Consider the following 21,880-nt stretch of genomic DNA (forward strand, 5'->3'; position numbering starts at 1 on the left):
CTGATGTCCCGGATCCGGCCGGCGTTGGGCCTCGAACTGGGAGTGCGGGCACTGTTCGAGGCGCCCACGGTGGCCGCTCTCGCCCAGGTGCTCGGCGGGGCCCGCCCGGCGCAGGCCGCCTTGGCGCCCGCAGAACGTCCCGAGCACGTTCCGTTGTCGTACGCACAGAACCGGCTGTGGTTCCTGCACCGCCTGGAAGGCCCTTCGGCGACGTACAACGTGCCACTCGCCGTACGCCTCACCGGCACTCTCGACCGTCAAGCACTCGAAGACGCGCTCGCCGACGTCGTGACCCGGCACGAAAGCCTGCGCACGCTCTTCCGCGAACACGACGGCATGCCCTACCAGTTGGTGCTTGACCCGGATGCCGCGCGGCCGACGCTCACGGTGTCGACGGTGACCACATCCGAGCTTGCGGAGTCCATCGCCTCAGCCGTACGCCACGGCTTCGACCTGAGCGACGAACTGCCCCTGCGCGCCACACTCTTGAGGCAGACGCGACCCGCCGATGCCGACTCCGACGAGTACGTCCTCGTCCTGACTCTGCACCACATCGCCGCCGACGGATGGTCACTCGCACCGCTCTGGCGCGACGTCGCCGAGGCGTACCGAGCCCGGCTGGCGGGAGCTGCGCCCGACTGGACCGAACTACCGGTGCAGTACGCCGACTACACCCTCTGGCAACGAAAGATCCTCGGCGACGGCGCCGATCAGCTCGCCTACTGGAAGGACACGCTCGCCGGGCTCCCCGACCGCATCGAGCTGCCCACCGACCGCCCCTACCCCGCCCACGCCACCTACCAGGGCGACACCCACACCTTCCACTGGAACACCCAACTCCACACCGCCATAAACGAGTTGGCACGCTCAAGCGGCGTCACCCCCTTCATGGTCATCCACGCCGCACTCACCACACTCCTCACCCGCACCGGCGCAGGAACCGACATCCCCATCGGCACCCCCATCGCCGGACGCACCGACGAAGCCCTCGACCACCTCATCGGCTTCTTCGTCAACACCCTCGTCCTGCGCACCGACGTCTCCGGCGAGCCCACCTTCCGCGAACTCCTCACCCGCACCCGCGAAACCGACCTCAACGCCTACGCCCACCAAGACATCCCCTTCGAACACCTCGTAGAACTCCTCAACCCCCAACGCACCCTCGCCCACCACCCCCTCTTCCAGACCATGCTCGCCTGGCAGAACACGACCGACGCGGTGCTCGACCTGCCGGGGCTGTCCGTGTCGCCGGTCTCCGCGGGCACGGGAACGTCCCGGACGGATCTCACCTTCAGCATCGCCGAGCACCGGACGGCCGAGGGCGGGCCCAACGGGATCGACGGGCAGGTGGAGTTCAGCACCGACATCTTCGACCGCCGAACCGTAGAAGCACTCACCGACCGCCTCGGGCGAATACTCACCGCAGCCGTCACCGACCCCGACCAACCCGTCGGCGACATCGACCTCCTCAGCGAGGAAGAGCACCACCAGGCCGTGACCCTCTGGAACGACACCGCTCACGAGGTGCCCCAGGCCTCGCTGGCCGAGCTGTTCGAGAATCAGGCCGTCCGCACCCCCGACCGCGTCGCCGTCGCCGATCAGGGCACCGAACTCACCTACGCCCAGCTCAACTCCCGCGCCAACAAGCTGGCCCACCACCTCATCACCCTCGGCGCCGGACCCGAACACGTCATCGCGCTCAAACTCCCCCGCACCACCGAGATGGTCATCGCAGTCCTCGCCATCCTCAAAACCGGCGCCGCCTACCTCCCCATCGACCCCCAATACCCCACCGACCGCATCCAGTTCATGCTCGACGACGCCCAACCCCTCACCACCATCGAGCACACGATCAACACCGACGGTCACCCCGACACCAATCCCGTCGTCCCTGACCGGAACGCCCTCCACCCCGCCTACCTCATCTACACCTCCGGCTCCACCGGACGACCCAAGGGCGTCGCCGTGTCCGACGGCGCCATGGTCAATCTGCTGTCGTGGCACAGCAGTGAGCTGCCGTGCTCGCGGCCGACCCGTACCGCCCAGTTCGCCGCGCTCAGCTTCGACGTGTCCGTGCAGGAGATCCTGTCGGCCGTGTTGTTCGGGAAGACGCTGGTGATTCCGCCGGACGAGGTCCGGTACAGCCCGGACGAGCTGGTGGACTGGCTGGACGAGCAGCGGATCGACGAGCTGTTCGCGCCGAATCTCGTGATCGACGCGCTGGCGCTCTCCGCGGTCACGCGCGGGCGGGAGCTGCCCGCGCTGCGGGAGGTCGTCCAGGCCGGTGAGGCGCTGACGCTCGGGCCGCAGGTGCGCGCGTTCTTCCGGCAGGTGCCGGGGCGGCGGCTGCGCAACAACTACGGGCCGAGCGAGACGCACGTGGTCACCTCGCACACGTTGCCCGCCGACGTCTCCGCGTGGCCGTCGTCCGCGGCGATCGGGGTGCCCGTGCGGAACATCCGCGCCTATGTCCTGGACGAGCGCCTTCGGCCCGTCGGCACGGGTGTGACGGGCGAGTTGTACATCGCGGGCGCGGGTCTCGCCCGGGGGTACGCCAACCGCCCCTCGCTCACCGCCGAACGCTTCATCGCCTGCCCCTTCGAGTCCGGGCAGCGGATGTACCGCACCGGCGACCTCGTACGGCGCGGCACGGACGGGCAACTCCACTACGTCCGCCGCGCCGACCAGCAGGTCAAGGTCCGGGGCTTCCGCATCGAGCCGGGCGAGATCGAGGCCGTCCTCACCGAGCACCCCGACGTGGCCCAGGCCGTGGTCACCGCCCACGAGGGGCACCGTCTCGTCGGGTACGTCGTCCCCTCGGCCGCGGGAGATCCGTCATCCGTCGCTGAACTCGACGTGTCTCTCCGTGAGTTCACGCGGACGCGCCTGCCGGAGTTCATGGTCCCCGCGGCGTACGCGATTCTCGACGCGATCCCGTTGACCCCCAACGGAAAGCTGGACCGTGCCGCGCTGCCGGGGCCCGAGTTCGCCGGTTCGTCGGCCCTCTCCGCATCGCGCGCGGCCCTGAGCCAGGAGGAGCAGCTCCTGTGCGGGCTGTTCTCCGAGGTGCTCGGGGTGTCCGTGGGCGCGGACGACAGTTTCTTCGACCGGGGCGGGCATTCGCTGCTGGCCACCAAGCTGGTCTCCCGCGTGAAGGCGGTCTTCGGCGTGGAGCTCGGCGTCCGGGCCCTGTTCGAGGCGTCGACGCCCGCGGCCCTCGCCCGGCGCCTGGGCAGTGACACGTCAGGGGACGCCCTGAACGTGCTGCTGCCGCTGCGGACCAGCGGGACCCTGCCTCCGCTGTTCTGTGTGCACCCGGCGGCGGGCATCAGCTGGCCCTACGCGGGACTGCTCGCGCAGGTCGCTCCCGACCGGCCCGTCTACGGGCTCCAGGCGCGCGGGCTCACCGGCGCGGAGCCGCCCGCCGACACCATCGACGAGATGGCCGACGACTATCTGGCGCACATCCGGGCCGTGCAGCCGTCGGGTCCGTACGCGCTGCTCGGCTGGTCCTTCGGCGGGCTCGTCGCGCACGCCGTCGCGACCCGTCTGGAGAAGGCCGGGGAGCGGGTGGAGCTCCTCGCGCTCTTCGACTCGTTCCCGCCGGACCGCAGGCCCGGCGAGGAGATACCCGAGCTCGACCTGCGCGACGTCCTCGCCCTGCTCTTCGAGGAGATCGCCGGCGTCGACCGCAGGAGTTTCGACCGGGACCTCGGCGAACAGGAGCCGAGCGCCGAGCAGTTGATCGCGTTCATGCGCCGGGAGAGCGCGGGGCGGATGGACCTGCTCCTTGAGGAGGAGGTCCTCGCCAGGGTCGTCGAGATCTTCATGCGGGTGCCGGACGCGCTGGACAAGTTCGTGCCGGAGCGGTTCGGCGGCGACGTGCTCCTGTTCACCGCGGCGCAGTCGGCGGCGGAGTGGCCCGCGGACGATCCGCGCCGCTCGGCGGGTGCCTGGTCCCCGTACGTAGCGGGTGCGGTGACCGAGCACAGTGTCGACGTACGGCACGAGCACATGCTGCGGCCCGATGCCCTTGAGCGGATCGGCGCGGTCCTGGCGGGCGCCTTGGCGCGGAAGACGGAGGACGGCCCTACGCCGTGACCGGGACGCTGCGAGGGCCGCGCACCAACAGCCCGGGTCTGTAAGGGAGTTCGGCCGGATCGACGGTCAGGCGCAGGCCGGGGAAGGCGGCGAAGAGGCGGGGCAGGGCGATCGCCGCCTCCAGGCGGGCCAGGCGTGAGCCGACGCAGAAGTGCGGTCCGTGGCCGAACGCGGCATGGGGCGCGGTACGCCGACCGCGCTCCGTGGCGTCGGGCGCGTAGCGGCCGGGGCGGAAGGCGTCCGGGTCGGGGAAGTGCCGGGGGTCGCGGTTGGCGGCGGCGAGGACGGCGAGGACCGAGGCCCCTGCCGGTATGCGCGTGCCGTCGCCGAGGTCGACGTCCTCGGTGGCGTGCCGCCAAGTGGTGCCCTCCAGGGGGCTGGCGTGCCGCAGGGTCTCCTCGACGACGGCGGGCCAGCGTCCGGGGTCGCGCCGGGCGGCCGCCAGCTCCTCGGGGTGGGTGAGCAGCAGCAGGGACGCGGATGCCAGCAGGTTCATGGTGGTCTCGTAGCCCGCGAAGAGCAGCAGGAACGCCATGGCGAGCAGTTCGCCGTCGTCGAGGCCGCCTTCGGTCGCGTCGTGCGTGAGGGCGCTGAACAGGTCGGATCCCGGGGAGCGGCGCTTGTGGGCGATCAGTTCGGCGAAGTAGGCGTACAGCGATGTCCATGCCTCGTCCACGGCGCCGGGCGGCAGGGCGTCGGCGGGCGAGCCGACCCGGTACGTCCAGTCGCGCAGGGTGGCCCGGTCGCTCTCGGGCACGCCGAGGACCTCCCCGATGACGAGCACGGGCAGCGGGAAGGCGAAGGCGTCGACGAGGTCCGCGCTCCCCCGGTCCGCGAGGCGCCCCGCGACGTCGCGCAGCAGGCCGTCCGTCAGCTCCGCGATCCGTACCCGCAGCGCGTCCACTCGGCGCGGCGCGAACGCGGCGGTGGTCAGCCTGCGCAGCCGCGTGTGGTCGGGCGCGTCGGTGTTGAGCATGTGCCGGGCCAGACAGGCGCGGGCGCGCTGTGCGGGCGAGTCGCTCTTGGGGCGGCCCGCGCCGCGCGGCGGCACGTTCGAGAAGCGGGGGTCGGCGAGGACGGCTCTGACCTCGTCGTAGCCGGTGACGAACCAGGCCCGCGTGCCGTTGGCGAGCGGTACGCACGTCACCGGGCCGCCCTCGCGCAGCCGTGCGTAGTACGGGTACGGGTCGCGCGCGAAGGCGGGGTCCGCCGGATCGAGAACGGTCCGCGCGTCGGGGTACGGGGGTGCGGTCGGTGCGGTCACCCGCTCATCCTCGCCGGGGCGGGCCGCGCGTTTCGACGCGGTCCTGAGCCAGTGACCATGGCCGAGTGCTGTAGGAATCCAACAAAGGGTGGGTGGCGGCGGAGGGTGCCTGGGCGGCTATGTGGCGGGATTCCGGGGCGCGGGCTTGTGGGATGCGTACGCCCGGCTCGCCGCCCGTGTGGCCGTGCTTACGTTTCCGTCCCGCCCATGTGTCCGCAGGGCGCTGTTGTGGATCTTTCCCCGCGCGCCCGTTTCCCGTGGGGACGGAGCGGAAATGATCAACCAGGCGTATCCGTGGGTGACTTGAGAATCCGTCATCCCACCCGCACACGACCCCCGTTGTGGAGAGCCCCGCATCGGCTTCGCAGGAGGTGAGACGCCGTGCCCGACCCGCGGGTAACCTCGGCGCCGGTGCAACGCCCCACCGCCACCGTCGATTCGGAGACATGTCATGCCCGAGCAGCTCCCGCCCTTCGTCATCGACCCCACCGGCGCCGATCCGGACACGGAGAACCGCGCGCTGCGCGCCGCGGGTCCCGCGACGCGTGTGGACGTCCTCGGCGTCACCGCGTGGTCGGTCACCGATCCCGTGCTGTTGCAGAAGATGCTCACGAGCCCGGACGTGTCCAAGGACGCGCGCAAACACTGGCCCCAGTTCGACGAGGCGATACAGACGTGGCCGCTGGCCCTGTGGGTCGCGGTCCAGAACATGTTCACCGCGTACGGCGCCGATCACCGCAGGCTGCGCCGCCTGGTGGCTCCCGCGTTCAGCGCCCGGCGGGTCGCCGCGCTCCAGGAGAGCATCGAGCAGATCGTGACCTCGCTCCTCGACGACATCGAGGAGGGCTTCGAGCACGGCAGGAAGACCGAGAACGGGCACATCGCGGCCGGTGAACCGGTCGATCTGCGCGAGCACTTCGCCTACCCCCTGCCGATCCGGGTCATCGGCGAGCTCATGGGAGTGCCGGAGGAGCAGCGGGAAGGGTTCCGCAGGCTGGTCGACGGTGTCTTCTCCACCACCCTCACCGCCGAGGAGTCCGCCGCGAACACGGCGGAGCTGTACGCCTCCTTCGACCGGCTGATCGCGGCGAAGCGCGCGGAGCCCGGCGAGGACATGACGTCGCTGCTGATCGCCGCGCAGGACGAGGAGGGCGACGGCTCGGGCCTCAGCGAGGCGGAGGTGCGCGACACGCTGCTCCTGATGGTCAGCGCCGGATACGAGACCACGGTCAACCTGATCAGCAACGCCGTCGCCCGGCTGCTCTCCCACCCGGAGCAGCTCGCGCACGTGCGGGAGGGGCGGGCGGGCTGGGGCGACGTGGTCGAGGAGACGCTGCGCGTCGAACCGGCCGTCAAGCATCTGCCGATGCGCTTCGCCGTGCGGGACATCGAACTGTCCGACGGGCAGCGGATCGCCGCGGGTGAGCCGATCCTCGCCTCGTACGCGGCGGCGAACCGGCACCCCGACTGGCACGGCGAGAACGCGGACGTGTTCGACGTGACGCGCGTCAGCGCCGAGCACCTCTCCTTCGGGTACGGCGTGCACTTCTGCCTGGGGGCTCCGCTGGCCCGCATGGAGGGCAGCGTGTCCCTGAGCCGGTTCTTCGAGCGGTTCCCCGACGCCGAGCTGGCCGAGCCCCTCGACGGGCTGGCGCGGGTGCCCTCGCTGATCACGAACGGGCACGCCCGGCTGCCCGTCCGGCTGAAGCCGACGCGCTGACCGCCGCCTCCCGCACCAGCTGCACGGGGTGCCACGCGTCGCGCTCCGTGCCGTGGAAGATCTGCTGGCGGCAGGAGGCGCCGGTCGCGACGACGACGGTGTCGTCGGACGCGGCGCGCACGGCGGGGAAGAGCCGGTCGGCGCCGACGGTCATCGACACGTCGTAGTGCTCGGACTCGAAGCCGAAGGAGCCGGCCATCCCGCAGCAGCCCGCGTCGAGTTCGACGACCTCGACGCCGGGTATGCGGCGCAGCAGGGCCATGGTCGCGGCCGTGCCGACCTCGGCCTTCTGGTGGCAGTGGCCGTGGAAGAGCAGGGTGCGGCCGCTGAGCCAGGAGTCGGCGCTCAGCCGTAGCCTGCCGTCGTCGATGGCGTCGGTGAGGAGCTCCTCCAGCTGGCGCACCCGTTCGGTAATCGCGATGCGCGCCGAGTCCTTGGGCAGCAGTGCCCGGTGCTCGTCGCGCAGCGTCATCAGGCAGGACGGCTCGCAGCCGGTGATCGGCGCGTCGACCGGGGTGGTCTCGGCGAGCCGGTGGACGAGCTGGAAGGCCTTGTCGCTCGCGTCGCCGAGGAGGCCCTTGGAGAGGCTGGCCCGGCCGCAGCAGCCGCCGCTCTCCAGGCGGACGTCCCAGCCGGAGCGTTCGAGGAGTTCGACGGCGGCCCGGCCGATCTCCGGTTCCGTGTAGGTGGTGAAGGAGTCGGCGAGGAGGACGACCGTGCCCTGGGTGGCCGTCCGTTGCGGTGCGGTGCGGCGGTGGAACCAGCGCACGAGGTTGCGGCGGGCGTAGCGCGGCAGCGGGCGGTGCGGGGTGATGCCGAGGGTGCGGTCGAGCAGGCGGCGCAGCAGGGGGATGCGTCCCGGCAGGTTGGACAGGGGTGCGGTGGCCGAGCCGAGCCGGTTCAGGAGGCGGATGGCGCCGAAGACCCGTGAGCGGGCGGGTACGCCGTGTTCGTCGTGGTGGTGGGCGAGCGCCTCCGTCTTGAGTGCGGCCATGTCGACGCCGAGCGGGCACTCGCTCTTGCACGCCTTGCACATGAGGCAGAGGTCGAGGACCTCGTGCAGCGCCTCGTCGCCGAGGGCGGTGTGCGGGTCGGGGTCGGAGAGCGCCTTGACGAGGGCGCCGGCGCGGCCTCGGGTGGAGTCCTGTTCGTTCCTGGTGGCCATGTAGGAGGGGCACATGACGCCGGTGTCGGTCTTGCGGCACAGGCCGATGTTCATGCAGCGGTCGGCCGTCGCGCGCATGCCGCCGGTGACGTCGAAGTCGAGACGGGTGCGCAGGCCAGGGGCGGGTGGCAGGGCGGCGTCCCGCAGGTGGTCGGTCATGGCGGGGGCGTCGACGATCTTTCCGGGGTTGAGCCGGTCGTGCGGGTCGAAGAGGCCCTTCACCCGGCGCATCGCCTCGTAGAGCTCGTCGCCGAAGAGCGCGCGGTTGAACTCGCTGCGGGCCAGGCCGTCGCCGTGCTCGCTGGAGTTGACCCCGCCGTACTCGGTGACGAGGTCCTTGATCTCCTCGGCGACGTCGCGCATGGTCTGCCGCTGCGCGGGGTCGGTGACGTCGAGGAACGGGCGGATGTGCAGACAGCCCACCGAGCAGTGGCCGTAGAAGCCCGCCGTGAGGCCGTGCCGGTCCAGGACCTTCTTCAACCGGGCGGTGTAGGCGGGCAGATGGACGGGGTCGACGGCGGTGTCCTCGATGAAGGCGAGGGGCCGCTTGGTGCCCTCGCTGGCGGCCATGAGCAGCCCGAGGCTGGACTTGCGGACCTTGAGCAGCGCGGCCCGGTGGGCGGGGTCGACGGCGCGCAGGGTGTGGTAGCCGTGGCCGTGACGGCGCCAGAGGGAGGTCAGGGTGTCGAGCCTGCCCATGAGTTCGTGTTCGTCGTCGCCGGTGAAGGAGACGAAGAGGAGCGCTTCGGGGTCGCCTTCGAGCACGTCGGACAGGGACGCGTACTCGATCTTCTGGCGGGACAGGTCGAGGATCGTGCGGTCCATGAGTTCGACGGCCGAGGGGTCGCAGGCGAGCGCGTCCTGGGTCGCCTCGATCGCGCCGGTGACGGAGGTGAAGTGGCCGACGGCGAAGACCGTGCGGGACGGTTTGGGCACCAGGTCGACGAGCGCCCGGGTGGTGACGGCCAGGGTTCCCTCGGAGCCGACGACGAACTTCGCCAGGTCGAAGGGGGTGTTCTCGCGGGCGAGCCGGTCCAGGCGGTAGCCGCCCGCGCGCCGCCAGTGGCTCGGGAACCCGGCCTCGATGGCCTCGGCGTGCGCCGCGACGAGTGCGGGCAGTTCGCGGTGGATGCGGCCGTCCAGGGTCGCGCTGCGGGCGCGGGCCGCGCGCTCCTCCTCGGTGAGCGGTGCCAGGTGCGCGGTCGTCGCGTCGGAGAGCACCACGTCGAGCGCGCGGATGTGGTCGATGGTCATGCCGTGGCGCAGCGAGCCGCTGCCCGCGGAGTTGTTGCCGATCATGCCGCCGAGCGTGGCCCGGTTGCTGGTGGAGGTGTCGGGGCCGAACATCAGGCCGTACGGCGCCGCGGCGCGGTTCAAGTCGTTCTGGACGACGCCCGGTTCGACGAGTGCGGTGCCCGCGTCGGGGTCGAGGGCGATGATCCGCCGCATGTGCCGGGAGAGGTCGAGGACGATGCCGGGCCCTGTGGTCTGCCCGGCGAGGCTGGTGCCCGCGCCGCGCGGCACGACGGACACGCCGTGCGCGGCGGCCGCCGCCACCGCGGCCTGGACGTCGTCGGCGTGGCGCGGGAAGACGACGCCGAGCGGGGTGATGGCGTACATGCTGGCGTCGCGTGCGAACAGGTGGCGGCTGTAGTCGTCGAAGCGGACCTCGCCCTCCAGGTCGGCGGCGAGCCGCCGTGCGAGGTCCTGAGTCGTGGTGGGGTCGGTGTTCTCATCGTTCTCGGTGCTGACAGGGCCATACGTGCTGGCGGGGCTATGTGTGCTGACAGGGCGACGTGTGCTGTCGGTGTTCCGGGTGCTCTCCGTGCTCGACGACATATGGCATGCTCCGAGGGAGGCGAAGGGACGTACGGTCAGGTGGTCCGCAGGTGGTCGAGTGCGTCGGCGAGGCCCTGTTGCCCGACCGGGATCCCGGCGAGTTCGAGGCCCATCTGGACGCCGGCGAGGGTTCCGGCGAGCGTGAGGTCGTTCAGGTGGCCGAGGTGGCCGATGCGGAAGACCTTGCCCGCGAGCCGGCCGAGTCCGGTGCCCAGCGACATGTCGAAGCGTTCCAGGACGATCTTCCGTACGGCGTCGGCGTCCTGCCCGTCGGGCAGGAGCACGGCCGTCAGCGAGCCGGAGTGCTCGCGTTCGTCGGCGCAGAGCACGTCGAGTCCCCAGCCGCGTACGGCACTTCGGGTGGCTGCGGCGTGTCGCGCGTGCCGGGCCCAGACCTGTTCGAGGCCCTCCTCGGCGAGCATGCGCAGTGCCTCGTCGAGGCCGTAGAGCAGGTTGGTGGCGGGGGTGTACGGGAAGAATCCCGCCTCGTTCGCGTCGATGACCGGCGACCAGTCCCAGAAGGACTTGGGCAGCCGGGAGGTGCGCGCGGCGGCGAGGGCCTTCTCGCTGACGGCGTTGAAGCTCAGGCCGGGCGGCAGCATGAGCCCCTTCTGGGATCCGGTCACGGTCACGTCGACGCCCCACGCGTCGTGCCGGTACTCGATGGAGCCCAGCGAGGAGACCGTGTCGACGAGGAGCAGCGCGGGGTGGCCGGCCGCGTCGACGGCTGCGCGGATCTCGGGTATCCGGCTGGCGACTCCGGTGGACGTCTCGTTGTGGACGACGCAGACGGCCTTGATCCGGTGCCCGGTGTCCGCGCGCAACCGCTCGGCGGCGGCCTCGGGGGACGCGCCGTGGCGCCAGTCGCCCGGCACGAACTCGACGTCCAGGCCCAGGGATCGGGCCATCGCCCGCCACAGCGTGGCGAAGTGGCCGGTCTCGAAGCAGAGCACGCGGTCGCCGGGGCTGAGCGTGTTGACCAGGGCGGCCTCCCACGCTCCGGTGCCCGAGGCGGGATAGACGACGACGGGGCCCGCCGCACCGAAGACGGGCCCCAGCGCGCCGAGCAACCGGCGGGTGAGGGCGGCGAATTCGGGCCCCCGGTGGTCGATGGTGGGTGCGGCCATGGCGCGCAGAACCCGGTCGGGCACGTTGGTGGGCCCCGGGATCTGGAGGAAGTGGCGGCCGGTCGGGACGGTCATTGCGCGAATCTCCCCTCCACGCTTGTGCCGTGAGACGGCACGGCGTATCGTGATGCGGCACGACGCAGCATAGGGACACCCTCGGCGGGGGTCAACGGCCCCGCCGTGCCGCATCAACGGCCGTACGCATAGGGGGATTTCGGTGCAGAACGTCCTCAACGCCCTGCGCACGCTGGAGGAGTTGGCGGCGCGTCAGCCCATCGGCGTCGCCGAGCTCGCGCGGGCCATGGACCTGCCCAAGAGCACGGTCCAGCGGGCGCTCGGCACGCTGCACACGGCGGGCTGGATCAAGCAGACCGGTGGTACGCCGACCCGCTGGACGCTCACCACGAAGGCGCTGCTCGTCGGGCGGCAGGCCACCGGTGAACTCGGCGTGCGGGACGTGGCGGTGCCCGTGATGGAGAAGCTGCGCCGCGCCGTCGACGAGACGGTGCACCTGGCGGTCCCCGAGGGCGACCGGATCGTGCTCGTCGAACGCCTGGAGACGACCCAGCCGGTGCGGATCGTGCTGCCGCTCGGCCAGCCGCTGTCCGGACACGCGTCCGCCAACGGCAAGGCGATCCTCGCCGCCGGATCCCCCGCGTCGGTCGAGCGCTACCTCGCCCGCGGCCTGACGCACTTCACGGACACCACGATCGACGAGGCCGACGCGCTGCGCGCCGAACTGGCCGCGGTCAGGACCCGCGGCTACGCCCTCAACCAGGGCGAATGGCGTGACGACGTGTCCGCGGTGGCCGCCGCGATCCTCGGCCCCGACGGCACTCCAGTGGCGAGCATGAGCATCAATCTGCCCAGCAGCCGGTGCGACCGCGACCGCCTGCACGCACTGGGATCGCATGTGCGGACGGCGGCCCTGGAGATCAGTGCGGCGCTCGGATACGAGGCGCCGCACGCGAGCCGCGTCCGGTAACTCCGGTGCCGTCGCACCCCCTTGACGGTTCGTGACAGCCGTCACATACTCGCCAACGCCGCAGGAGAGTTCCGCATAGTGGAACCTTAAGTCCATGCTGCGGACAGTCCCGGCCGACTCTCTCGGCCGCAGCCCGAAGGCGAGGACGTGTCATGGCAGACCATCTCATCGCGATCGGCGCACTGGTGCTCGTGTTCACCGTCGCCACTTTCACCTCGGTCCACATGGGAGTGCTCGCTCTCGTCGCCGCCTTCGCCGTCGGCTCCGCCGTCGCGGGACAGAGTGCGGACGACGTGTTCGGCGGCTTCCCCGGGGACCTCTTCGTCGTACTCGTAGGAGTCACTTTCCTCTTCGCCATCGCGAAGAACAACGGCACCATCGAATGGCTCGTGCATGCCGCGACACGAGCCGTGGGCGGCCGGATCGCCCTCATCCCCTGGGTGATGTTCCTGATCACCGCGGCCCTCACCGCGGTCGGCGCGGTCGTGCCCGCGGCGGTGGGTGTCATCGCGCCCATCGGCATGAGCTTCTGCGCCCGCTACCGGATCAGCCCGCTGCTCATGGGCCTGCTGGTCATCAACGGCGCGAGCGCGGGCGGCTTCTCGCCCGCCAGCGTCTTCGGCAGCATCACCAACGGCGTCGTCGAACGCAACGACCTGCCGGGCAGCCCGGTGCTCCTGTTCCTGATGTCCTTCCTGTTCAACGTGGCGCTCAGCGTCGTGGCGTACTTCCTCTTCGGCGGCAGGCACCTCATCGGGCGCCGCAGCACGGACGGCGACGCCACACCCGCCGAGCCGGAGCAGGACCTCCCCCACGAGGGCGGCGGCTCCACGACCGCGACCATCGCACCCGCAACGCCCACCGTCGCGCTCCGCCTCGACAAGTCCCGCACCCTGACCCTGATCGGGCTGCTCGGCATGGTCGCGGGAGCGCTCTTCCTGGACTACAACGTAGGCCTCATGGCACTGACCGTGGTCGTCGTGCTCACCCTCGTCGACGCGGAGGCCGCCAAAGGGGCGGTGGACAAGTGCGCGTGGTCAACCGTGCTGCTCGTGTGCGGGGTCGTGACGTTCGTCGGTGTCATGGAGCGCATGGGCACGATCGACTGGCTCGGCGAGAGCGTCGCGAAGATCGACTCGCCGCTCGTCGGCGCCCTGTTGATCTGTCTCATCGGGGCCGTGGTCTCCGCGTTCGCCTCCACCACCGGCATCCTGGGCGCCCTGATCCCGCTCGCCGTACCGTTCTTGATGGATGGTCAGGTCAGCGCGGTGGGGCTGATCATCGCCCTCGCCGTCTCCTCGTCCGTGGTGGACTCCTCACCGCTGTCCACCAGCGGGGCGCTGGTCGCCGCCAACGCCCCCGAGGAGATGCGCCCGCAGGTGTTCACCGCGCTCATGAAGTGGGGACTCTCCATGGCGCTGATCGCGCCGCTCGCCACCTGGGCGCTGTTCGTGGTGCCCGGACAGTGACGAGGGCCCCGCATCGGGCCAGGGCCCTGCCGCGGTCCGCGTTCAGCGGAAAAGGCCGGGCCGCCCGCTCCGCGCGGTCGCCACCAGTTCCTCCACGGTGGCGAGTTTGACCCGGGGCCTGCCGTCGCGCCGGCCCCGCGTCACCTCGGCCCGCTCGATCGCGGCCAGGCCGCGGGCGTCGACCACCTTCCTGTTGCGGCGCCTCACCAGGCGCTGGAAGCTCTTGGCCGGATGGCGCGGCGCGGGCAGGGCGCCGGCGACCGCGTCGGCCAGGAGCGTGGAGACCGTCTCGGCGGCGCAGGTGCGATTGGCACCGATGCCGCCGCTGGGACCGCGCTTGATCCAGCCCACCACATACGTTCCCGGCTCCCCCGCCACCCGGCCGCCCTCGTGCGGCACGGTGCCGGTGGCCTCGTCGAACGGCAGCCCCGCGACCGGCACCCCGCGATATCCGATCGCGCGCAGCAGCGCACCGGCCCGGATCGTGCACTCGCCCGAGCCGCCCTCCACGCGCACCGCGTCGACCCGGCCGTCGCCGAGGACCTCGGCGGGCGTGCAGTGGAAGCGCAGCACGATGCGCCGGCCCGGCGCGGGCGCCTCCCGCCAGTCGGGCCCGGCGAGTGCGACGCCCTGGAGCACACCGGCCTTGTCGCGCGCGGCGGCCGCCTCGATCGCGGGGGCGATCCGCGGATCGTGGTCGTCCACGACCAATTCCACGCCCGGCACATGGCGCAGCGCGAGCAGTTCGGACCGGGTGTACGCGGCGTCCTCGGGGCCGCGCCTGCCGAGCAGCACCACCTCGCGGACCTTGCTGGCGCGCAGCGCGGCCAGCGCGTGGTCGGCGATGTCGGTGCGGGCCAGGGCGTCGGGATCGGCGAGCAGGATGCGGGCCACGTCGAGGGCGACGTTGCCGTTGCCGACCACGACGACGCGCTCGGCCGACAGGTCGACCGGGTCGGGTGCCGCGTCCGGGTGGGCGTTGTACCAGGCGACGAACGCGCCCGCCGAGACGCTGCCCGGCAGGTCCTCGCCCGGGATCGCGAGGCCCCGGTCGGCAGCGGCGCCCACGGCGTAGACGACCGCGTCGTGGTGCGCCGCGATCTCCTCGTGGGTGACGTCGGTGCCGACGTCGAGGCCCAGGTGCATGCGCACCCTCGGGTGGGCGTGGAAGCGCGCGAAGGTGTCACCGACCTTCTTCGTCGCGGGATGGTCGGGGGCCACGCCGTACCGCACCAGACCACCGGCCACCGGCAGCCGGTCGATGAGCGTGACCTCGGCGCTGGTGTGCAGGAGCAGGTCCTGCGCGGCGTACATGCCGGCCGGGCCGGTGCCGACGACGGCGACCTTGAGCGGTGCGAAGTCGGCGGGCAGGACGCGCGGGAAGGACGGCTCGCCCCAGGTGTGGAAGTTGGGCCCTTCGGGGGCGGGTTCGGGCTCCGCCTCGTCGTAGTACGCCGCGTTGATGTCGGCGTACTCCCGCTGCGCGGCGGGCAGCCGGTCCACCGGGAAGATCGCGTCGACCGGGCAGGCGTCGGCGCAGGCGCCGCAGGCGATGCAGGTCTTCGGGTCGATGTGCAGCATCTCCGTGGAGCCGAACGCGCGCTCCTCGGGCGTGGGATGGATGCAGTTGACCGGGCACACGGCGACACAGGTGGCGTCGCTGCAACAGGTCTGGGTGATGGCGTAGGTCATGTCGTCGGCTCGGCTCTGCTCGCTCGGAACGGGTCAGATCAGGTGGGCGCGCTTGTAGAACGCCAGGGCCGGCCGGGTGAGCAGGCGCGAGGAGGCGAGGAACTCCATGAGGCCCGAACAGCTGGAGCGCATCATGGACTTGTGGTGCTCGTTGGCCTTCGCCTCGGCGAGCGCCCGCTTCTCGTCGAGCCCGGCGTTCGCGTACACCTGGCGGTTCACCATGCTCGTGACGATGTAGTACGAGGCGACGGCGACGACGAACGCGTTGATCTGGCGGCGCACCGGGCCCGCGCCCGCCAGCCGCTTGCGCGTCTGGTCACGGGCGAACTTCATGTGCCGCGACTCCTCGACGACGTGGATGTTGTTGATCGTGCGGACGAACGGCGCGACCCGCTCGTCCCGCATCCAGTCGCGCTGCATCACGTCGAGCACCTCTTCCGCAACGAGGATCGCCGCGTACGCCGCCTCGCCGAAGGCCACCGTCTTGAAGACCCTGCCGAGTTCGGTGACGAACCGCTTGGGCCGGTAGGGCGGCGCGCCGAGCTTCTGGGCGCCGCGGGCGAACATGATCGAGTGCCGGCACTCCTCGGCGATCTCGGTGAGCGCCCACTGGACCTCGGAGCTCGTCGGGTCCTTCGCGTACACGTCGCGCAGCACCATCTGCTGGAGGATCATCTCGAACCAGATGCCCGTACTGGCCACCGACGCGGCCTCCTGGCGGGTCAGCCGCTTGCGCTGTGCGTCAGTCAACTCCCGCCAGTACGCGGTGCCGTAGAGCGTGCTCCACTCCGGGCTCGCGCCGTGGTGGTCGAGGTCGAGGGGTGTCTCCCAGTCGACCTCGGTGGCGGGGTCGTACGCCAGGACAGCGGCCGAGTCGAGCAACCGCTGCGCCACGTCGCCCTCTTGGGAACCGTCGACGGAACCGTCCCGGGAAGCGTCGGCGGAGCCGCGGTGGGGGTGGTCCTGGGTGCTGGGGCGGACGGTGCTGCTTGCCATGCTGCGGCTCCTCGGCTCAGAAGTGTGCGCAGAACGGAGCGCGGCGCATCGTCCCGAGGCCCGCCGCGACCCCCTTGTTAGACAGACCGTATAACAAGGGGGTCGGTGCGGCCTACCCCTGAGTAAGAACCCCTTCTTCCGCGGGTCCTGCCACGGGAGCCGGGGACGTCCACCGGATCCGCGTACCGCACAGCGCCACCACCAGGGCGGAGGCGGCGACCGCCCCGAGGCCCCACACCAGGCTGCTGGCGTGCGCGATGAACCCGATGAGCGGCGGCCCCGCGAGCAGCCCCGTCGTACCCATCGCGGCGACCAGCGTCAGGGTGTCCGAGCCCTGGTTCGCCGCGGCCACATAGACGCACGGGGTGACGGCGGCGACGCCGAGTCCGACACACGCGAACCCGATGAGGGCGGGCACCAGACCGCCGCTGAGCAGGGCGAGCGCGAGGCCCACACCGGCCACCGTGCTGCCCACCACGACGATCCGGCCGTCGCCCCAACGGCTGCGCCAGCCGTCGGCGAACAGGCGGGCGATCACCATCATTCCGGAGACCACGGCGATGCCCAGCGGAGCGAGCTCCGCCGACGCCTTCGCCACGTCCTTCAGATACAGGGCCGACCAGTCGTTCATGGCGCCCTCGGTCACGGTGCCGAAGGCCATGGCGCAGCACATCCACAGGGTCATGCTGGTGGGCAGCACCCACTTGGCCTTCTTCTTCTCCTCGCCGCCGCTCTCCTTCTTCTCCTCCCCGGCCGTCCTCTCCTCCGCGAGGAGCCCCGTGCTCGCGTACGCGACGAGCAGGAAGATGATCACGGCGGCCGCGGCGAAGTGCACGGCGACCGTCGAGGTCACCGCGTTCATGCCGGAGGCGACGAGCGCGGCGAGCAGCGAGCCGCCGCTGAACGTCGCGTGCAGCCTGGCCATGGCGTTGCGCTCGTGGCGGCTCTCCAGCGCGGCGCCCTGGGCGTTCATGGAGACGTTGAGACAGCCCACGAGGAAACCGTCGACGCCCATCACGGCCAGCGCGAGGGGGAAGTTCGGCGCCGCGGCGAGCGCCGGGAGCATCAGGGCCAGGCCGATGGCCGACAGGATGGCGATGCGGCGCGAGTCGAAGCGCCGCATCAACATCGCGACCAGCGGGAACGAGACGGCCGCGCCGACCCCGGCGGCCATCAGGAGCACGCCGACCTCCGCCGCCGAGAGGCCGAGGTCCGTCTTGATGGCCGGGATCCGGGCCGCCCAGGTGGCGTACTGAAAGCCGAGGGAACAGAACAGGGCGGCTATCGCCAGCTGGCCCCGATGGAAAGGATCACGTACGCGGAGCACCCGCATCAGCCCACTTCTCTTCGCGAATGAGTCGTCTGCGGCGACGCGCCGGCCAGCGCCACGTCGCCCGGCACCGCGCGGTGCATGTAGACGGCGCCGGGTCCGTAACCGGCCGGCGCCGCCAGGTCCGCGCGGGCGGTGAAGCCCCGCGCCGACCAGAAGGTGTCGCTGCCGCCGACGGCGATCAGGGAGATCCGCTCGTATCCCCGCGCGCGGGCCGTCTCCACGAGATGGCCGACGAGGTGCCGGGCGAGCCCCCGGTGGCGGAGGTCCTCGGCGATGACGACGTCGTGCAGATGGAGGTTGCGCGAGATGGGCGCGGTGCCCGCCGCCTCCTTCGTGTGCAGGTCCGGGTACTCGTGTTCGGGATAGGGCAGCGCGAGGAGGTAGCCCGCGATGCGGGGTCCCGCGGCCAGGACGAAGCAGGTGTCGGGCGACGCCCGCATCCGCGACTCCAGCGCGGCGCGGCCCTCCGAGAGGCCGAGCCGTGTGTAGGCGCGGGCCTCCAGTTCCGTGATGCCGTCCCAGTCGGCGTCGGCGATGTGCCGTACGCGCACCTCGTGCCCTGCGAGCGCCTCATGACTCATGCGCACCGCCGTCTATCCACGTATACGGAAGGGGCCGGAACCCGTTGAAGCCCTGCGTCATGTAGCTGGTCGCGTACGCCCCGCAGGACATCACCCAGACCGGGTCGCCCGACGCTAGGGCCTTGGGCACCGGGACGAGGCCTTCCTCGTGGGAGTAGGCGTCGTCGCTGTCGCAGGTGGGGCCCGCCACCACGGCGGGCACCGACTCGGCGTCCCGGTGCGAGGGGAAGACCAGGCGGTACTGCAACTGGTCCATCTCGTAGAGGCCGTTGAACTTTCCGCAGCTCAGGTAGAGCCAGTACTGGCGCTCGCCGTTGGCCTGGCTGCGCGCGGAGAGGCGGGAGACGTGGGCGCGGATCGCGCCGTGGTCGGCGATGAGGTAGCGGCCGGGCTCCACGACGAAGCCGAGGCGGTGGCCCCGGATCTCCCGCAGCCGTTCCATGCCCTCGCGGATCACGGCGAAGATCTTGTCCATCGGGGGGTCGAGCGCACGGCCGTGCTTGTCGCGGTAGCCGAGCGCGGGCAGCCCGCCGCCGAGGTTGACGTGGTCGAGGGATATCCCGCGCTCCGCCAGGGCGGTCAGGACGTCCGCGATGCGGTCGAAGGCGCCGCGCCAGGCGTCGGCGGTCATCTGCTGGGATCCGACGTGCACGGACAGGCCCGCGGGGACGAGTCCCTCGTCCCGTGCGGTCGTCAGGACGTCCACGGCGTCGGCGGGCGAGCACCCGTACTTGTTGCTGAGACCCCACAGGGCCCCTTCGCCGGTGGTCGCCAGGCGGCAGAACACCCGGGCGCCCGGTGCGTGTTCGGCGAGCGCGGTCACGTCCTCCAGGCTGTCGGTCGCGAAGTCCCTGATGCCGAGCCGGAACACGTCGGCGATGTTCCGGTCGGACTTGATGGTGTTGCCGAAGTGCATCCGCTCGACGGGCACGCCCGCCCGCAGCGCCTGCTCCACTTCGTGCGGGCTGGCCGCGTCGACCCCGGAGCCGCGCAGCGCGAGCCGCCCGAGCACCTCGTCGACCGGGCAGGCCTTCATGGCGAACCGGACGGCGACGCCCGGCAGTTCACGGCGCAGCGTGTCGTAGCGGGCCTCGATGCCCGGCAGGTCGTAGACGATCTGGTCCTCGGCGGCGGCCGCGAGGGCGTCGAACAGGGGAGCGCTCTCGGCTTCGTACGTCGTCGTGGCGCTCAAGCGGTCCGCCCCTGGGTCGGCGCGGCACCGGCGGCCGCGCTCGCGCGCACCAGCGGCTCCCATGCCTCGGTGAGCAGCGCGAAGTCCTCGATGTCGCGCCGCGCCTCGTCCAGGAGGCGCTCGCGGCGCTCGGTGAGGAGGTCGGCGAACTCGGCGTAGCGGCCGCCCAGTTTGCGGTAGGCGACGTCGATCCTGTCGAGCCGCTCGATGTTCTCCGCCCGGTCCAGGAGAGCGCTCTCGCGGGCGAACGCGGCGATGGCGGGTGCGCTGACCCGGCCCCGCTCGTCCAGGAGCGCCTCGCCGGCCTCGGTCATCCGGTCGTAGATGACGTTGAAGTAGAGCATCGAGAGGAAGAACTTCACGAAGCGCGTCTGGTACGCCATGAAGCCCGCGTCGGTGCGGCGCTCCTCGGTGTAGTAGTTGACGATGTCGCGGTTGTGCAGGACGCCGGGCAGGGCGGCGTCGTGGACCAGGTGGATGAGGAAGTAGTCGCTGCCGATGGTGTCGGTGGCGGGCGGCAGCGGGACGCGCTCGTGCACGTCGTGGAAGGCGATGTTGCACATGTCGACGCGCATCGGGTCGACCAGGGTCAGCATCGCGCGGTCGTGGGTGAAGGTGTCGGTGCCCGCGCCGCGGAACGACTCGCCGACGAGTTCGCGCTTCTGCTCGTCGGACCAGTGGACGGGCGCCCAGAGGCTGACCACGTCGTGGTACACGTCCGGGTCGAGCCGCTGGATCTCGCCGATGTCCACGGAGAGTTCGCCGACGAAGGAGGCGCCGACCATGGCGACGCGCTTGTCCCCGTGCTCGTCGGCGAGTGCCGTCTCGGTGACGCCGTGGGCGGCGTCGGCGGCGCGCTTGCCGAGCGACATCAGCTCGTGGTGGACGGGGTAGACGGGCACGCCGTCCACGGTCTGGTAGTGGCTGTCGGAGTCCCTGCGGTGCACGGACTCGCAGCCGAGCGCGGCGGCGACGAGGAACGCCCGGTTGGTGCAGGCGCCGTAGGAGACGGCGTCCGGCAGCATCAGGTCGAGCATCAGCTCGGGCTTGGCGACGCCCGCGCCGGCGATGACCCGGCGCAGGAAGTCGCGCTGGGCCGCCTCGTCGAGGTGGTGGGTGACGACGCCGGGGGTGTCGCCGAGCGCGCGCACCGCGGCGGCGTGCTCGGTGAAGGTGGCGGTGTCGGAGGAGTCCAGGATCAGCAGGTGCACCTCGACGTCGAAGTGTCCGGCCGCGTACGCCGCCTCGTCGCCGATCGCCGAAATGGTGCGGGAGCAGGCCCTGTTGGTGGGCAGCGTCAGGCAGATTCGGCGCATGCGTCGTCCCCGATCGGCTCGTCGAAGGGCTGCCCGTTCCAGGACTTCAGGCCGAGGAGCTTGGCGCCGAGGTCGGTCAGCGCGGCGGTGCCGTACCGCTCGGACTCGTGCTTGGTCGCGTCGCCGACCAGCGTCGCGTTCCAGTCGGGGGTGCTGAGGTCGCGCCAGGACTCGACGCGGGAGCGGCGCAGCGTCTCGTGGGATTCGAGCGCGGGCATCATCGAGAGGTACTGGACGGCGCGCACGCCGCTGCCCGAGGTGTTGGGGGCGACGCCGTGGGCCAGCAGGCCGTTCCAGATGAGCAGGTCGCCGGCCTCGAGTTCGGGACGTACGACGGGCAGTTCGGAGCGGTCGATCGCGGGGCGGATCGGGTCGCGGTCGTCGGGCTGGCGGGCCTTCCACCGGTCGAACTGGCGGAACAGCTCGGGGCAGCACTGGAAGCCGCCGAGCTCGGCGCTCGTGTCGTCGAGGGCGATGATGCCCTGGACGCGCTGGGGCAGGACGCCGAGGGTGGTGTCGACGTCCCAGTGGAGGTTGATGTCGAAACCGCGCTCGGTAGGGGCGATCAGGCCGCGGTCGCGGTTCTTGACGTTGGGCGGGTTGAGGTTGAGCCGGTCCAGGGTGACCCAGAGCTCTTCGCAGTCCCATACGTCGACGAAGGCGTCGTAGACCCGCTGGGTCTGGCGGCTGTTCCATATGAGCTGGTGGTGGTAGGCCTCGACGAAGCCGTAGATGTGCAGCTCCCTGTCCAGGTCGGAGCGGTACTCGCGCTCCTCGTACCAGGTCTCGGGGCGCTCGCGGTCCAGGCCCTGGAACTCCCAGGTGAAGTCGAGCAGCTCCTTGGCCGCCGCGGCGGGGATGGCCTGCTTCACCACGATGTAGCCGTACGTCTGCCAGAAGGCGAAGTCCTCCTCGGAGAGCACCCTCAGCTCGCGGGTCTTGTCCAGGTCCCGCAGCTGGGTCTGCGCCAGGTACGTCTCGCCGTCCGAGCTGAAGTAGGGGCGACCGGAGGGGGCTCGATGGAGGTAGCTGTCAGTGGCTGGCATGTGGTGCTCCAAGGTTCGGTTCTGTGCCGCGCGCGAGGGCGTTCCGTGTCACAC

14 protein-coding genes (1 of these 14 running past the window's edge) are annotated in these 21,880 nt (G+C 71.4%); 4 read left to right on the top strand and 10 right to left on the bottom strand.

Going from position 1 to position 21,880, the window contains the following annotated elements; translation table 11 throughout:
- On the top strand, positions 1-4,101 hold the 3' portion of the coding sequence (locus tag ACIO9J_RS03420; protein WP_401991764.1) for an amino acid adenylation domain-containing protein. 2,928 nt of this gene lie to the left of the window's left edge; the window shows 4,101 of its 7,029 coding nt (coding positions 2,929-7,029); its start codon lies beyond the left edge, outside the window; its stop codon occupies positions 4,099-4,101.
- Here the strand turns inward: ACIO9J_RS03420 and ACIO9J_RS03425 are convergent.
- On the bottom strand, positions 4,091-5,365 hold the full coding sequence (locus ACIO9J_RS03425; protein ID WP_401991767.1) for a cytochrome P450: 1,275 nt from the start codon (positions 5,363-5,365) through the stop codon (positions 4,091-4,093). The genes ACIO9J_RS03420 and ACIO9J_RS03425 overlap by 11 nt on opposite strands.
- A gap of 451 nt (positions 5,366-5,816) precedes the next feature.
- Between ACIO9J_RS03425 and ACIO9J_RS03430 the strand changes: the two genes are divergently transcribed.
- Positions 5,817-7,085, top strand: coding sequence for a cytochrome P450 (locus ACIO9J_RS03430; protein WP_401991770.1), 1,269 nt, complete (start codon positions 5,817-5,819; stop codon positions 7,083-7,085).
- Here ACIO9J_RS03430 and ACIO9J_RS03435 read toward each other — a convergent pair.
- Entirely contained in the window at positions 7,036-10,089 is a 3,054-nt protein-coding gene (locus ACIO9J_RS03435; RefSeq protein WP_401991773.1) for an FAD-binding and (Fe-S)-binding domain-containing protein, read from the bottom strand. The genes ACIO9J_RS03430 and ACIO9J_RS03435 overlap by 50 nt on opposite strands.
- A 35-nt stretch (positions 10,090-10,124) precedes the next feature.
- Positions 10,125-11,291 carry a pyridoxal-phosphate-dependent aminotransferase family protein gene (locus tag ACIO9J_RS03440; protein ID WP_401991776.1) on the bottom strand — a complete coding sequence of 389 codons (1,167 nt, stop codon included), beginning with the start codon at positions 11,289-11,291 and terminating at the stop codon, positions 10,125-10,127.
- A gap of 142 nt (positions 11,292-11,433) precedes the next feature.
- On the opposite strand from ACIO9J_RS03440, the gene ACIO9J_RS03445 reads away from it, so the two are divergent.
- Together ACIO9J_RS03445 and ACIO9J_RS03450 are read left to right on the top strand one after the other, a co-directional pair.
- Complete coding sequence (locus ACIO9J_RS03445) at positions 11,434-12,201, top strand: IclR family transcriptional regulator (RefSeq protein WP_401991779.1); 768 nt, start codon at positions 11,434-11,436, stop codon at positions 12,199-12,201.
- Between the two features lie 152 nt (positions 12,202-12,353).
- Entirely contained in the window at positions 12,354-13,670 is a 1,317-nt protein-coding gene (locus ACIO9J_RS03450) for an SLC13 family permease (protein ID WP_401991781.1), read from the top strand.
- A gap of 42 nt (positions 13,671-13,712) precedes the next feature.
- Here the strand turns inward: ACIO9J_RS03450 and ACIO9J_RS03455 are convergent, their stop codons facing one another.
- The 7 genes from ACIO9J_RS03455 to ACIO9J_RS03485 all read right to left on the bottom strand — a co-directional run bounded on the left by ACIO9J_RS03455 (position 13,713) and on the right by ACIO9J_RS03485 (position 21,826).
- Positions 13,713-15,362 carry an FAD-dependent oxidoreductase gene (locus tag ACIO9J_RS03455; protein WP_401991784.1) on the bottom strand — a complete coding sequence of 550 codons (1,650 nt, stop codon included), beginning with the start codon at positions 15,360-15,362 and terminating at the stop codon, positions 13,713-13,715.
- Between the two features lie 33 nt (positions 15,363-15,395).
- Positions 15,396-16,358 carry a diiron oxygenase gene (locus ACIO9J_RS03460; RefSeq protein WP_401991787.1) on the bottom strand — a complete coding sequence of 321 codons (963 nt, stop codon included), beginning with the start codon at positions 16,356-16,358 and terminating at the stop codon, positions 15,396-15,398.
- Positions 16,359-16,470: 112 nt separating this feature from the next.
- The gene (locus ACIO9J_RS03465; protein WP_401991790.1) at positions 16,471-17,691 is read right to left on the bottom strand and encodes an MFS transporter; all 1,221 of its coding nucleotides are present in this window, start codon (positions 17,689-17,691) and stop codon (positions 16,471-16,473) included.
- Positions 17,691-18,272 carry a GNAT family N-acetyltransferase gene (locus ACIO9J_RS03470; protein ID WP_401991793.1) on the bottom strand — a complete coding sequence of 194 codons (582 nt, stop codon included), beginning with the start codon at positions 18,270-18,272 and terminating at the stop codon, positions 17,691-17,693. Before ACIO9J_RS03470 ends, ACIO9J_RS03465 begins: the two co-directional genes overlap by 1 nt.
- Entirely contained in the window at positions 18,262-19,464 is a 1,203-nt protein-coding gene (locus ACIO9J_RS03475) for a type III PLP-dependent enzyme (protein ID WP_401991795.1), read from the bottom strand. The genes ACIO9J_RS03470 and ACIO9J_RS03475 overlap by 11 nt, the downstream gene beginning before the upstream one ends.
- Positions 19,461-20,780 carry a DUF6271 family protein gene (locus tag ACIO9J_RS03480; RefSeq protein WP_401991798.1) on the bottom strand — a complete coding sequence of 440 codons (1,320 nt, stop codon included), beginning with the start codon at positions 20,778-20,780 and terminating at the stop codon, positions 19,461-19,463. Before ACIO9J_RS03480 ends, ACIO9J_RS03475 begins: the two co-directional genes overlap by 4 nt.
- Positions 20,762-21,826: a phytanoyl-CoA dioxygenase family protein gene (locus ACIO9J_RS03485; protein WP_401991800.1), complete on the bottom strand. Its 1,065-nt coding sequence runs from the start codon at positions 21,824-21,826 to the stop codon at positions 20,762-20,764. The genes ACIO9J_RS03480 and ACIO9J_RS03485 overlap by 19 nt, the downstream gene beginning before the upstream one ends.
- Positions 21,827-21,880: the final 54 nt, after the last annotated feature.

It is taken from the genome of Streptomyces sp. NPDC087300, from assembly GCF_044744425.1.
Taxonomy (GTDB): Bacteria; Actinomycetota; Actinomycetes; order Streptomycetales; family Streptomycetaceae; genus Streptomyces.